Source organism: Candidatus Sulfotelmatobacter sp. (genome assembly GCA_035504415.1).
In the GTDB taxonomy this organism is placed as follows: domain Bacteria; phylum Vulcanimicrobiota; class Vulcanimicrobiia; order Vulcanimicrobiales; family Vulcanimicrobiaceae; genus Vulcanimicrobium.
Genome location: DATJRY010000006.1, coordinates 81191 through 94320 on the forward strand (window position 1 = coordinate 81191; position 13130 = coordinate 94320).

Consider the following 13130-nt stretch of genomic DNA (forward strand, 5'->3'; position numbering starts at 1 on the left):
CATGCTCCTGCTCGTCATTTGGCTGCTGCCGCTGCTGGGCGCGGTGCTGGCCTGGGCCTTCGGGCCGCAGCTGCGCGGCTGGACGGGACCGAAGTGCACCGCCCTGGTCGGCCTCTCGTTCCTCGCGACCGCCGCCAGCTGGGGCGCCGCGACCGGCGCCGGCGGCGCACACGTCACGCTCGTCTCGTGGCTGCCGGGGTGGACCTTCGGCTTGCAACTGGACAAGCTTTCGCTGGTGTGGACGCTGATCATCACCGGCGTCGGCTTCCTGATCCACCTCTACTCGATCGGGTACATGAGCGGCGACCGCGCCTTCGCGCGCTTCTTCGCCTACATGAACTTCTTCGTGTTCGCGATGCTCACGCTGGTGCTCAGCGACAACGTGGTCGGGTTGCTGGTCGGTTGGGGGCTGGTCGGCCTCGCCTCGTACTTCCTGATCGGGTTCTGGTTCGAACGACCGACCGCGGTCGCGGCCGCGCGCAAGGCGTTCGTCATGAACGTCGTCGGCGACGTCGGCATCATGTTCGCGATCTTCGTCATCATCGCGCGCATCGGCGCGATCGGCTTCGCCGACGTCTTCACCAAGTTCCCCACCGCGTTCAGCGGGCCCGATCTGTTCCTGGTCTGTCTGGGGCTGTTCATCGGCTGCGCCGCCAAGTCGGCGCAAGTGCCGCTGCACACCTGGCTGCCGGACGCGATGGAAGGCCCGACCCCGGTCTCGGCGCTGATCCACGCCGCCACTATGGTCACCGCCGGCGTCTACCTGGTGGCGCGGTTCGCCCCGCTGTGGAACGCTTCGCCCGACGCGCGCGCGCTGGTCGGCGTGATCGGCGCCCTGACCGCGATCCTCGGCGCGATCCTGGGCTGCGTGCAGTGGGACATCAAACGCATCCTGGCCTACTCGACCATGTCGCAGATCGGCTACATGATCATGGGCGTGGGCGTGGGCGCGTTCGAGGGTGGCGTGCTGCACTTCCTCACCCACGCGTTCTTCAAGGCGCAGCTGTTCCTCACGTCCGGCATCGTCATCCACGCGCTGCACGACGAGCAGGACGTGCGCCGGATGGGCGGGCTGCGCACGCGGCTCCCGTTCGCCTTCTGGGCGATGCTGGTCGGCGTGCTCGCCATCTGCGGCGTCCCCGGCTTGAGCGGATTCTTCTCGAAGGATCTGGTGCTCTACACGACGCTGCAGAAGGGGCACCCGTGGCTGTACGCGATCGGCGTGCTGACCGCCGGGATCACCGCGTACTACATGTTCCGCCTCTTGTTCGTGACGTTCTTGGGCAGCTATCGCGGCGAGGTCGATCCGTCGGATCTGGGGATTCGGCATCCGGAGCTGGCCGGCACCGCGCCGGCCGTCGGCCACGCCGAGGAGCACGAGCCGGCCGGCCACGGCCACGCGCCGGCCTGGCTGATGTCGCTGCCGGTCGCGATCCTGATCCCGTTCTCGATCCTCATCGGCTGGCTCGGGCTGGGCGGTGAGAGCAGCCCCTGGGCGCGCTTCTTCGGCGACTTCTTCGGGACGACGAACGGGCCGGTCACCAGCGCGCCGTTCGGCGAGACCGTCTCGACGCTGCTGGTGCTGCTGGTCGTGATCGCCGGCTTCGCCGTCGCCGCGCAGCGCTACTGGCGCGGGGAGGCGCTCGCGAACGCGGTCCCGCGCTTGCGCAACGAAGCGATCCACGCCCCGGCGCTGCTCGTCAACGCCTACTATTTCGACGCCGCGTACGATTGGCTGCTGGTGCGGCCGGCGCGCGCGCTGGGCAGCTGGTTCGTGCGCTTCGTCGACCCGCGCGTCATCGACGCCGGCGTGCGCGAGGCGGCGATCTCGGCGCAGTGGCTCGGCCACCTGTTCCGCAGCTTCGAGACGGGTCTGGTGCGCGTGTACGCGCTGACGATCGCGCTCGGCGTCGTGTGCTTCGTCGCCTACTACACGCTGAGCGGAGTCGCCCGATGATCTTGACCGCCCTGGTCTTGGTGCCGATCGTCGTCGGCTTCGCGCTCTACGCGCTGCCGCGCACGGCGACGGGTGCGCTGCGCGCGATCCCGGCCCTGGTCGCCGCGCTCGCGTTCTTCGCCGCGCTGGCCGGCTACGCCGGCGGCGTCCCCGACGTCTCGGTGCACTGGTTGGCGCGCCCGTTCAGCGCGGCGTTCCACCTCGGCTTCGGCCCCGTCTCGGTCTGGATCGTGGCCCTGCTGGCGGTGGTGACCTTCAGCGCGGCGCTGGCGATCCCGGCCAGCCCGCGCGCACGCGCCTTGGCGGCGCAGCTGCTGGTGCTGCAAGGTGCGATGAACGGCGTCTTCCTCACCAAGGACCTGCTGCTGTTCGCGCTGTTCTGGGACCTGATGCTGTTGCCGGTCTTCCTGGTGCTGATCGATCACGCGTCGCACGCGCGGGCCGCGTGGAAGTATCTCGTCTACAACTTGGCCGGCGGCTTGGCGCTGCTGCTCGCGACGGCCGCCTACGGCGTCGTCGCCGGCAGCACCGATGTCATCGGTCACGCGCCGGCGCCGGTCATCGGTGCGACCTGGGGCGCGTGGATCTTCGCCGGGTTCGCGTTGGCGTTCCTCATCAAGACGCCGGTCTTCCCGTTCCACACCTGGATGCCGGAGACGTACGCCGAGCTGCCGCCGGTGATGGCCGCCGTCGTCTCGGCGGTGCAATCGAAAGCCGGGCTCTACGGGTTCTTGGTGATCGGGGTGCCGCTGCTGCAGGCGCAGATGGTCGACGCGCGCGGGCTGATGATCGCGCTCGGGTTGGCCTCGCTGTTGTACGGCGCGCTGGCCGCGCTGGCGGCGAACGACGCGAAGCGCGTCGTCGCGTACAGCTCGCTCTCGCACCTCGGACTGATCCTGATCGCCGTGTTCAGCGGCTCGCCGCTGGCCTCTACCGGCGCGCTGGTCTACATCGTCGCGCACGGCCTGTTCAGCGCCGCGCTGTTCATCACGCTGGGCGCCGTCGAGCAGCGCGAGGAGACGCGCGACGTCACCCGCCTGGGCGGCCTGGGCGCGCGCAATCCGCGCTTGGCCGGCGCGCTGGTGCTGGCGGCCCTCGCCGCGCTGGGCTTGCCGGGCCTGGCCGGTTTCGCCGGCGAGATCCTGATCCTGACCGGCGTCTTCAAGAGCGGCCTGGTGTGGCCGGCGATCGTCGCGCTGCTGCCGATCATCCTCGCTTCGGCGTACATGCTGCGCCTCTACCAAGGGATCATGAACGGACCCGAGATTCCCGACCTGCCGGTGCGGCGCGATCTGAGCTGGCGCGAAGGACTGGCGCTCGCACCGCTGGTCGCCGCGTTCGTGTGGCTGGGCGTCAATCCGAGCGCGCTGACGGTGACGCCGGCGGCCGCCGGCGCGCAGGTCGGCCTGGCGCCGGCCGTGGAGGCGTCCCGTGCTCGTTAATCTGCCGAGTGCCGGCGACTACACCGCGCTGCTGCCGACGATCGTCGTCGCCTGCGCGCCGCTGCTGATCCTGATCGTCGACCTGTTCCTGCGCGGGGAGGGTGCCGGCCGCCGCGCCGTCTCCGTCGCCATCGCGATCCTCGCGCTGCTCGGCGCGGGCTGGCTGCTGGCCGCGCAGTACCCGCACGACGTGGTCGCGTTCGACGGCGCGTTCGTGCAGGGCGGCTTCTCGATCGTCTTCAGCGAGATCGTCGTCATCGCGACGATCGGCACGCTGTTGCTCTCGCTGGGCATCGGGCGCACCGATCAGGTCGCCGGCACCACGGCGCTGCTGCTGTGGAGCGCCAGCGGCGCGATGCTGATGGCCGGCGCGGCGAGCTTGTTGACCGTCTTCTTGGGTCTCGAGCTGCTCTCGCTCGCGCTGTACTGCCTGTGCGCGATCTCGGCGCGCGCGACGGCGCGCGAGTCGGCCCTCAAGTACCTCTTGCTCTCCTCGATGGCGTCGGGTTTCTTGCTGTACGGCTCGGCGCTGCTGTTCGGCGCGAGCGGAACCGTCTCGTTCGCCGGCCTGGCGGCCGCGACGCCCTCGCCGCTGCTCGCGCTCGGCGCCGGCTTGTTCCTGGTCGGCGTCGCGTTCAAGCTGAGCCTGGTGCCGTTCCATTCGTGGACGCCCGACGTCTACGAGGGTGCGCCGCTGCCGGTGACCGCGTTCATGTCGGTCGCCACCAAGGCGGGCACGCTGGCGGTGCTGGCGCGCTTCGCCTACGCGGCGCTGCCGCAAGCCGACGCGCAGACGCTGCTGCTGCCGCTGTGGGTGCTGGCCGCGCTCTCGATGCTGATCGGTAACCTCGCCGCGCTGGCGCAGACCGACATGAAGCGCCTGCTGGCGTACTCGGGGATCGCGCAAGTCGGCTACATCGTCACCGCCTTCGCGGGGACGACCGTGCTGGGGCTGCGCTACGCGCTCCTGTACTTGGCCGGCTACACGTTCATGAACCTGGGCGCGTTCGCGGTCGTCGCGCTGATGTCGCGCGACGGCGACGCGGTCGTCGGCTTGGGCCGCTTCGCGGGTCTGGCCGGGCGGCGCCCGTGGCTGGCCGCGGCGATGACGTTCTTCCTGATCGGTCTGGCCGGCTTGCCGCCGACCATCGGCTTCACCGGCAAGATCCTGATCTTGGCCGCGACGGTCGGCGCCGGTTACGCGTGGCTGGCCGGCGTGCTGATCATCGGCACCGCGATCTCCGCCTACGTCTACTTCAAGATCGTGCGGGCGATGTTCGCGAACATCGACGCGGCGCACGTGCGCGACGAGCGTTCGACGAACCCGCTGCCGTGGATCGCGGTCGCCGTCTGCGCGGTGGCGACGTTCGCCCTGGGCGTCCTCCCGTACACCCCGTCGAACGTCCTGCCGCACGTGAAGTGACGATTCGCCCGGCGCGGCCCGACGACGAGACCTTCGTCGTCGAGCTCGTTCCGCGGTTCGTCGAGCACGGCGCGGCCGACGGGCACACGCCGGACGAGGTGATCGTGGGGACCGCGCGCGTCATGCGGCGCGCGCTGGTCGCCCCGCGCGAAGGCGAGCTGTTTCTGATCGCGCAGGAAGCGGACGGCACGCGGGCCGGCTTCTTGTACGCGATCACCGAGCGCGACTTCTTCACGGCCGAGCCGTACGTGCACGTCTCGGAGATCGCGGTCGCGCGCAGCGGAGCGGGCGTCGGCGCCGCGCTGATGGCGGCCGTCGAAGCCTGGGCGCGCGAGCGCGGTTCGCGCTTCATCTCGCTCAACGTCGTCGAGGAGAACCGTGCCGCGCAGCGCTTTTACGAGCGCCGCGGCTACGGCCCGGGGCACCGCCACTACGTGCGGCGCTTGGACTAACGCGTTCCAGCCCCACTTGTGTGCGGGTGAAACAATCCGTATACTGCCAAACAGGTGGCAGCCAGACTCCCGGCGATCGACTCCGATCCTTCGCGAGGCCGTTCTGACGAGCCGTCGATGGCGCGCCTGTACGGACTGCCGGGGCACTTGATCCGGCGCTGCCACCAGATCGTCGGCGGATTGTTCGCCGAGGCGCTGAGCACATCCGATCTCACGCCGATGCAGTACGCCGCGCTGACGGCGATCCGCGCGCACCCCGAGATCGACGCCACGCGCCTCTCGCGGCTGATCGTGTTCGACAAGTCGACGCTGGGCTCGGTCCTGGAACGGCTCGAGGCGAAGCAGCTGATCTGGCGCGAGGCCAGCCCGCGCGATCGCCGCGCCAAGCGCTTGCGCATCACGCCGGCCGGCACGCGGCTGATCGAGCGCGCCGATCCGATCGTCGACCGCGTCGAAGCCGACTTCCTCGCACCGCTGCCGGCGGCCGACCGCACCCGCCTGGTCCGCTTGTTACGCCGCGTCGTCGCCGGCCACGCCGCCGACGAGGCCAAGCTCACGTGAGCGAGCCGTCCGTCCTGGTGGTGGGCGGCGGCATCGGCGGATTGGCCGTCGCGCTGGCGGTCGCGCAGCGCGGCCGCACCGTGCGGGTGCTGGAGAAGGCGGCCGAGTTCGGCGAGATCGGAGCCGGCTTGCAGTTGGCCCCCAACGCGTCGCGCGCGCTCGAGCGGTTGGGCATCCTCGACGCGTTGGCGCGGCACGCGGTCTTCCCGCAACACCTGGTCTGGATGGACGCGCTGGCGGGGACGCGCCTGTGCGAGCTCGACCTCGGCCAGCCGTTCGTCGAGCGCTACGGCTACCCGTACGTCGTCATGCACCGCACGGATCTGCTGGCCGAGCTGCTCAGCGCCGCACGCGCGCACGAGCGCATCACCTTGGAGACCGGCAAGGAGCTGGTCGAAGTCGACGCCGACGACGAGCTGGTCCGGGTGCGCTGCGCGGACGGCACGACCGCGCGCGGCGAGCTGCTGGTCGGCGCCGACGGGCTGTGGTCGACGGTGCGTTCGTTCGTCGTCGACGACGGCGCGCCGATCTGTTCCGAATACGTCGCCTACCGCGGCGCGATTCCGATCGGCGAGATGTCGACCCACGCCGGGCTCGACAACGTCGTGTTCTGGACGGGGCCCGACAAGCATCTGGTGCAGTATCCGGTCCGCCGCGGGGAGCTCTACAACCAAGTCGCCGTCTTTCGCAGCCATCGCTACCGGCCCGGAACCGACGACTGGGGGACCGCCGAGGAGTTGGAGCGGGCCTTCGGCGGCACCACGGCGCCGGTGCGCGCGGCGTTGACGAAGATCCGCCGCAACCGCCGCTGGCCGATGTACGACCGGCTCCCGATCGACCACTGGAGCCGCGGCCGGGTGACGCTGCTCGGCGACGCGGCGCATCCGATGCTGCAATACCTCGCGCAGGGTGCGTGCCAGGCGCTCGAGGACGCCGTCGCGCTGGCGGATGCGCTCAGCGACAACCGCACCGTCGAGGGCGCACTGCACGCCTACGAGCAGGTGCGGGTCGCGCGCACGGCGCGCGTACAGACGACGGCGCGCGCGTGGGGCGCGTTCTGGCACGTCCATCCGGACGATCAACCGGCGCGCGACGCGCACCTGGTCGATCGCTCACCGCGGGACTACAACGAGCTCGACTGGCTCTACGGCGCTACGGCGCCGGCGTCGGCGACGGTTGCGTGACGAGCGGCTGGAACGAGATGCCGTCGACTTTGCCGGCGGTATCGAACGAGATCACCATCGCGATCGGCGGCGGTACGCTGCCGACGATCTTGTAGACGAAGTAGTTCGAACCGTTCTGCGTGCCGCGCTGCAGCTGCGTGAACGAGGCGATGGTGCCGACGGTGCGCAGGTGTCCGCCCATGTCGGAGATATCCGCATCGCTGATCTTCGCGTTGAGCTGCGCGTCGTAGTGCGAGCGGTCGATCGTGCCGGTGCGCCAGGCGTCGAACTCGGCGCGCGCGCGGGCCGTCTGCGCCGGGTCGATCGTCGCGACCGGACCGGGCGCGGTCGCGGGCGATGCGTCGGGCGTCGCCGTCTGCGCCAGCGCGGGAGCGGCCGTCAGGCCGGCCAGCAGGCAGAAGAGGAGAAGGCGCTGCGAGGTCATCGCAGCGCCTTCTCTGTTCTCCGCTCGAGAACCAGCCGTTCTCACGGATGTGTCATATTGGCCGGTACGACGAACTTGTCGAAGTCGGCGCCGCTGATGTATCCCAGGCTCAGCGCAGCTTCCTTTAAGGTCGTGCCGTCGTGGTGCGCCTTCTTGGCGATCTCGGCCGCCTTGTCGTACCCGATGTGCGGCGCCAGCGCCGTCACGGTCATCAGCGACTGCCCCAGGTATCCGGCGATCGCGGTTTCGTTGGCCTGCAGCCCCTCGACGGCGTGCTCGCGGAACATCGTGCACGCGTCCTTGAGCAGCCGGCACGAGTGCAGGAAGTTGTAGATCATGACCGGGTTGAACACGTTCAGCTCGAAGTTGCCCTGCGAGGCGCCGAACGAGATGGCCAGGTCGTTGCCGTACACCTGCACGACGACCATCGTCATCGCTTCGGACTGCGTCGGGTTGACCTTGCCCGGCATGATCGAGCTGCCCGGTTCGTTCTCCGGCAGGATCAGCTCGCCGATGCCGGCGCGCGGACCCGAGGCCAGCCAGCGGATGTCGTTGGCGATCTTCATCAGCGCCGCGCCGAGCTGCTTGAGCGCGCCCGAGGCGAACACGAACTCGTCGTGCGAAGCGAGCGCGGCGAACTTGTTCGGATGCGAGCGGAACGGCAGGCCGGTCAGCTCGGAGATCTTCTTGGCGGCGCGGTCCGCGAACTCGGGGTGCGCGTTGAGACCGGTGCCGACGGCGGTGCCGCCGATGGCCAGATCGTAGAGCCGGTCGAGCGCGAACTCGATGTCGACGATGGCGCGATCGAGCTGCGCGACGTAGCCGGAGAACTCTTGGCCCAGCGTCAGCGGCGTCGCATCCTGCAGGTGCGTGCGGCCGACCTTGACGATGTCCTTCCACTGCTTGGCCTTGGCGTCGAGCGCGTTGCGCAGCGCCTTGACGGCCGGCAGCATGTCGATGATCGCCTGCGCCGCGGCCATGTGCATCGCGGTCGGGAAGGTGTCGTTCGACGACTGTGACATGTTGACGTGGTCGTTGGGGTGGATCGGCTTTTTCGAGCCCATCTCGCCGCCCGCCATCTCGATCGCGCGATTCGAGATGACCTCGTTGACGTTCATGTTCGTTTGGGTGCCGGAGCCGGTCTGCCAAACGCGCAGCGGAAAGTGCTCGGCCAGCTTGCCCGAGATCACCTCGTCGGCGGCGCGCACGATCAGGTCCGTCTTCTCGGCGTCGAGCTTGCCGAGGTCGTGGTTGACCAGCGCGGCGGCCTTCTTGAGGGTGCCCATCGCGCGGATGACCTCGCGCGGCATCACGTCGCGCGGCGTTTGCGCGTCCCCGATGTCGAAGTGGATGAGCGAGCGCGCCGATTGCGCGCCGTAGTACTTGTCGTTCGGCACGTCGATCTTGCCCATCGAGTCGCTCTCGACGCGCGTCGTTCCGACCGTACCGTTCGTCTGCGTGGTAGTGGCCATAGCGCCCCCAGACTTCGGCGCCGCGGCGGGCCGGCACTCCGCGAGAAAGGTCGCAGGACCGTGATATACTATGCACTACGCCCGTCCTGGAGGAGGGGTCGCCCATGCGTCTCCTGCGCGCGTTCGTCGCCCTGATCGTCTTCGTCGCCGCCACGGCCGCCCCGGCCCGGCCCGCGCCACCCGCCACGGCGCCGGTGGCCGACGGCGCGGGCCTCGTCGACGCCGCGCGCGCCAAGCTGGCGTCCGGCGACGGCGCCGGCGCGCTGGCGCTGCTGCAGCCGTACGTGGCGCAGCACCCGACCGATATCGCCGCCGGCCGGCTGCTGGGCGACGTCTACTTCCGGGTCCCCGACTTCGGCAAGGCCGAGGCGGCCTGGAAGGCCGTCGTCAAGGTCGACCCCACCGACCGCGAGACGCACAACCGGCTGGGCGCGCTGTACGCCGCCGAGGACCGGGTCCCGGAGGCGACCCTCGAGTTCGAGCGCAGCCTGCCGCTGGCCGAAGGCTATGCCGGCCTGGTGCGCCAGCACCAGCGGCTCGGGGACATCGATCAGTGGATCGCCGAGATCCAGGAGGCGATCGACAAGAACCCGCTCGACGCCGACAAGATCTCGCTGATCGGGCACGTCTACGAGTACCTCCACCAGAACGAGCTGGCGCTGCTGGCCTACCGCAAGGTGGTCAACCTGCGGCCGACCAGTTGCGGACCTCGCGTCGACCTTTCGAACGTTTTGGTCGAGACGGACCAGTACGACCAGGCGATCGGTGAGCTCCACGCGTGCCTCGCCCGCGACCCCAAGGACTACGCGGCGATCATCAACCTGGGCGACGCCTACCTCCACAAGGGCGAACAGGCGCGGGGTGCCTCCTACATCGACCAGGCGCTGGCGCTCAACCCGATGGGGTTCGAAGCGCTCGTCGATCACGGCTACGTGCTCGACGAGAACGGCGATTGGAAGGACGCGATCGTGTTCTACAACCGGGCCCTCGCCATCGATCCGACGCGTCCCGAAGCGTACATCGACCTCGGCTTCGATTATGCGGGCCAGCACCTGTTCGCTTTGGCGGAAGCAGCCTACCTCAAGGGGCTCAGCGTCGCCGCAGACGACGGCACGCTCCACTACTTACTCGGCCAGACGTACGACGAGCAAGGCAAGGTCAGCTTGGCCCGCGAGCAATATCGCGCCGCGTCGCACTCGCCGGAAAAGTACATCGCGCAGCAGGCGCGCGCCGAGTTGGGACTCCTCCCGCCCCAGTAACGCGCAAAACGGAAAGTTTACGCCCGCGCTGTTGCGACGCTCAGCGCGGACATTTCGTAAACGGCGCGTCACGGCGCCGTTTTCTTTTCGCCCAAAGGTCCGCAATCGGCTTTCCTCCTCGCGTGTAGCCTGTTAGGATCGGCGACGGCCGCTGCGCACGTATGCACCAGCGGCGTTCCGCACGTTACGAGGAGTTGACAAATTGCGTAGCTTCGCGGCGTCGTCGCTGGCACTGATGCTCGCGCTCTCCCTTCCCGGGATCGCGCTTGCAAAGCCGGCCGTCACGCTCAAACTCACCGGCTCGGTCGTTACCACCACCACGGACGGTAAAACCCAGCTCACCCCCGTCGAAAAGACCGAGCTGCGGCCGGGCGATCGCGTCCGCTGGAGCATCATCGCGCGCAACGGAGGCGACTCCGGGGCATACAAACTTTTGACGGTAGAAAAGATCCAACCCGGCACGGCGTACGTCGCGGGGTCGGCGAGTGCGTCCAAGGCGCACGCCGAGTTCTCGCTCGACGGCGGCAAGACGTGGTCGGCCGCGCCGACGGTCACCGTCAAGGACGCGCAAGGCAATGCGGTCGTGAAGAAGGCCGATCCGTCGACCTTCACGACGATCCGCTTCGTTCAGGACGGCGCGCTCGCCGCCCAGAGCACCGAAGCCTACGTCTATGAGGTCCGCGTCAAATGAAGCGGACCTCCTTCTTGTTGACGGCGCTGCTAGGCGTCGGCCTGGCGGTCGCCGCTCCGCGCGTCGAAGCGCTCGCTTCCGGCACGACCGCCGGGACGACGATCTCGAACACCGCCACGGCGACCTACTCCGACGGCACCAACACCTACAACTCGCAGTCGAACACGGTCACGACGACGGTGCAGAACGCGCCGGCGCTGACGATCTCCCCGCTGCAAGCCTCGCCGGGCGCGAACACCGTCTCGCCGGGCGGCTCGATGACCGACACCTACACGGTCACCAACACCGGTAACAGCTCGGGCTACTTCCAGCTGACCGGCACGCAAGGCACCAACGACGGCGTCACCGCCGGCCAGGCGTCCTTCACGCAGTACGTCGTCAATACCGGCGGCGGGCCGCAGACCTTCTCGACGATCGCCGCGGTCAACACCTATTTGGCCACCGGCAACTCGGGCGGTCCCTTCCTGACGGCCGTCAACGGCACGATCACGATCGGCGTTCAGTACACGGCGAACTCGGGCGCGAGCGGAACGATCACGACGTTGCTCACGCCGGACATCGTCTACCCGGCCGGCAGCGGCACCTCGCTGCAGACGTCTTCGACGGTCGTCGGCCAGTACAGCGATCCGGTCGCGGTCGACGCTCGCGTCGACGTCCAGAAGACCGCCGTCGTCGGGGGCACCGTCGCGGCGCCGACCGTCACCTACACGGTTCGCTTCGCGAACGGCGGCTCGCGCAACCTCGCGCCGGTCTTCAAGAACGCGCTGCCGGGCGGCAACGCGGCGACCTACGACAGCTCGTGCACGAACAGCACGGCCTGCGGCGTCGTCTTCACCGACAAGATCCCCTCGTTCAACGGCACGCAGCTCACCCTGAACGGCACGCCGTCGATCAGCGGCGCGACCGGCACGGTCATCTACTCGGTCGACGGCACCACCTGGACGACGACCGCGACCGGCGCCGTGTACGTCGGCGTCTTCGTCCCGACGACCTCGCTGACGGGCGCGGGGCTGACGACCTTCGCCGCCAACACCAACACGACCAGCCAGGGCAACGTCCCCGCTGCCAACGCGTCGCTGACGTTGACCTTCACGATCAACGGGTCGACCGCGACCGGTGCGGCCAACGCCAGCGCGATCACCAACGTCGCCAACTCGATCTTCGCCGACCAGAGCGGCTACGTCGAGGGCCCGGGGATCACATACCAGAGCGTCACCAACGGCACCACGGCCACGACGACCAACACCGCGCCGGCGGTTGCCAACACGACCGGCACGCTGGCCGGCTCGGCGTCGGTGGTGTCGGCCGCCTCGCCGACGAACGCGGCGCTGCTCAACGGCACGTACAACGTGGGCTCGAGCACGGCGTACCCCGGCGCGACGGGTCCGGACGGCACGACCGCGACGGACTTCACCGCGCTCAGCTACACCAACGGCAACTCGCTGCTCTCGGCGGTCAACGGCGCGAACGTCACCGTCCCGGCCAGCGCGGCCGCGGCGACGTTCACCAACTCGCTGCAGAACAACGGCAACAAGGACGACACGTTCAACCTGACGGCCGCGACGGGCACCGGCCTGACCGCGCTGCCGACCGGCTGGACCGTGACGTTCCAGAGCACCGGCCAAACGGCCAGCGGCAGCTGCGCCGCGGTGACGGCCGGCACCACGATCACCTCCGTCTGCGTCGCCTCCGGCGCGACCCAGACCTACAAGGTCGTGTTCACCCCGCCGGCCAGCGCGACGACGTTCACCTCGTTCACCGGCTACGGTGACGCGATCACCGCCACGTCGACCAACAACAGCTCGATCACCAACCTGACCACCGACGAGATCTTCGTGGGCGGGTTCGTCAAGCTGACCAAGACGGTCGCCGACGCGGCGTCGCAGCCGTGCGCGACGGCCTCGACCTTCACCACCGGTGCCGCCAACGTCAGCCCCGGCGACTGCGTGAAGTACGTCGTGACGTACGCCAACGTGGCCCCGGGCCAAGGCAGCGGCGCCAACAATCAAACGTTGAGCGCGTCGAGCCTGGTCATCACCGAGGACGGAACGGCCGCCGGCGGGACGCAGGTCGCGTACACCAACAACTGGGCCACCTACACCAACGGCCTCTACAACGCGCCGGTCGACACCAACAGCGGCTCGTTCGTCTACAGCCCGACCGCCGGAACGCCGGCCGGTTCCACCAAATTCACCGACACCGTCGCCTCGCTCGGCGCAGGCACCACCGGTTCGGTGACCTTCCTGGTCCAGGTCAAGTAATCTG

General features: G+C 69.2%; 11 protein-coding genes. 9 read left to right on the forward strand and 2 right to left on the reverse strand.

Going from position 1 to position 13130, the window contains the following annotated elements; translation table 11 throughout:
• Position 1 precedes the first annotated feature (1 nt).
• From nuoL to VMD91_02850, 6 genes are all read left to right on the forward strand, one after another.
• On the forward strand, positions 2-1957 hold the full coding sequence (nuoL, locus tag VMD91_02825; protein ID HTW82986.1) for an NADH-quinone oxidoreductase subunit L: 1956 nt from the start codon (positions 2-4) through the stop codon (positions 1955-1957).
• Complete coding sequence (locus tag VMD91_02830; protein HTW82987.1) at positions 1954-3399, forward strand: NADH-quinone oxidoreductase subunit M; 1446 nt, start codon at positions 1954-1956, stop codon at positions 3397-3399. The genes nuoL and VMD91_02830 overlap by 4 nt, the downstream gene beginning before the upstream one ends.
• Complete coding sequence (locus VMD91_02835) at positions 3389-4822, forward strand: NADH-quinone oxidoreductase subunit N (GenBank protein HTW82988.1); 1434 nt, start codon at positions 3389-3391, stop codon at positions 4820-4822. Before VMD91_02830 ends, VMD91_02835 begins: the two co-directional genes overlap by 11 nt.
• Positions 4819-5274, forward strand: coding sequence for a GNAT family N-acetyltransferase (locus VMD91_02840; GenBank protein HTW82989.1), 456 nt, complete (start codon positions 4819-4821; stop codon positions 5272-5274). Before VMD91_02835 ends, VMD91_02840 begins: the two co-directional genes overlap by 4 nt.
• A gap of 117 nt (positions 5275-5391) precedes the next feature.
• Positions 5392-5835 carry a MarR family transcriptional regulator gene (locus VMD91_02845; protein ID HTW82990.1) on the forward strand — a complete coding sequence of 148 codons (444 nt, stop codon included), beginning with the start codon at positions 5392-5394 and terminating at the stop codon, positions 5833-5835.
• The gene (locus VMD91_02850; GenBank protein HTW82991.1) at positions 5832-7019 is read left to right on the forward strand and encodes an FAD-dependent monooxygenase; all 1188 of its coding nucleotides are present in this window, start codon (positions 5832-5834) and stop codon (positions 7017-7019) included. The genes VMD91_02845 and VMD91_02850 overlap by 4 nt, the downstream gene beginning before the upstream one ends.
• On the opposite strand, the gene VMD91_02855 is transcribed toward VMD91_02850, so the two are convergent.
• Positions 6988-7443 carry a hypothetical protein gene (locus VMD91_02855; GenBank protein ID HTW82992.1) on the reverse strand — a complete coding sequence of 152 codons (456 nt, stop codon included), beginning with the start codon at positions 7441-7443 and terminating at the stop codon, positions 6988-6990. The genes VMD91_02850 and VMD91_02855 overlap by 32 nt on opposite strands.
• Positions 7444-7484: 41 nt before the next feature.
• Complete coding sequence (gene fumC / locus VMD91_02860; protein HTW82993.1) at positions 7485-8915, reverse strand: class II fumarate hydratase; 1431 nt, start codon at positions 8913-8915, stop codon at positions 7485-7487.
• A gap of 104 nt (positions 8916-9019) precedes the next feature.
• Here fumC and VMD91_02865 point away from each other — a divergent pair, with 104 nt between their 5' ends.
• The 3 genes from VMD91_02865 (at position 9020) to VMD91_02875 (ending at position 13126) form a co-directional block, all read left to right on the forward strand.
• A complete protein-coding gene (locus tag VMD91_02865; protein ID HTW82994.1) occupies positions 9020-10174 on the forward strand; it encodes a tetratricopeptide repeat protein in 1155 nt (384 codons plus the stop codon).
• A 202-nt stretch (positions 10175-10376) separates the two neighbouring features.
• Complete coding sequence (locus VMD91_02870) at positions 10377-10865, forward strand: hypothetical protein (GenBank protein ID HTW82995.1); 489 nt, start codon at positions 10377-10379, stop codon at positions 10863-10865.
• Complete coding sequence (locus VMD91_02875) at positions 10862-13126, forward strand: hypothetical protein (GenBank protein HTW82996.1); 2265 nt, start codon at positions 10862-10864, stop codon at positions 13124-13126. The genes VMD91_02870 and VMD91_02875 overlap by 4 nt, the downstream gene beginning before the upstream one ends.
• Positions 13127-13130: the final 4 nt, after the last annotated feature.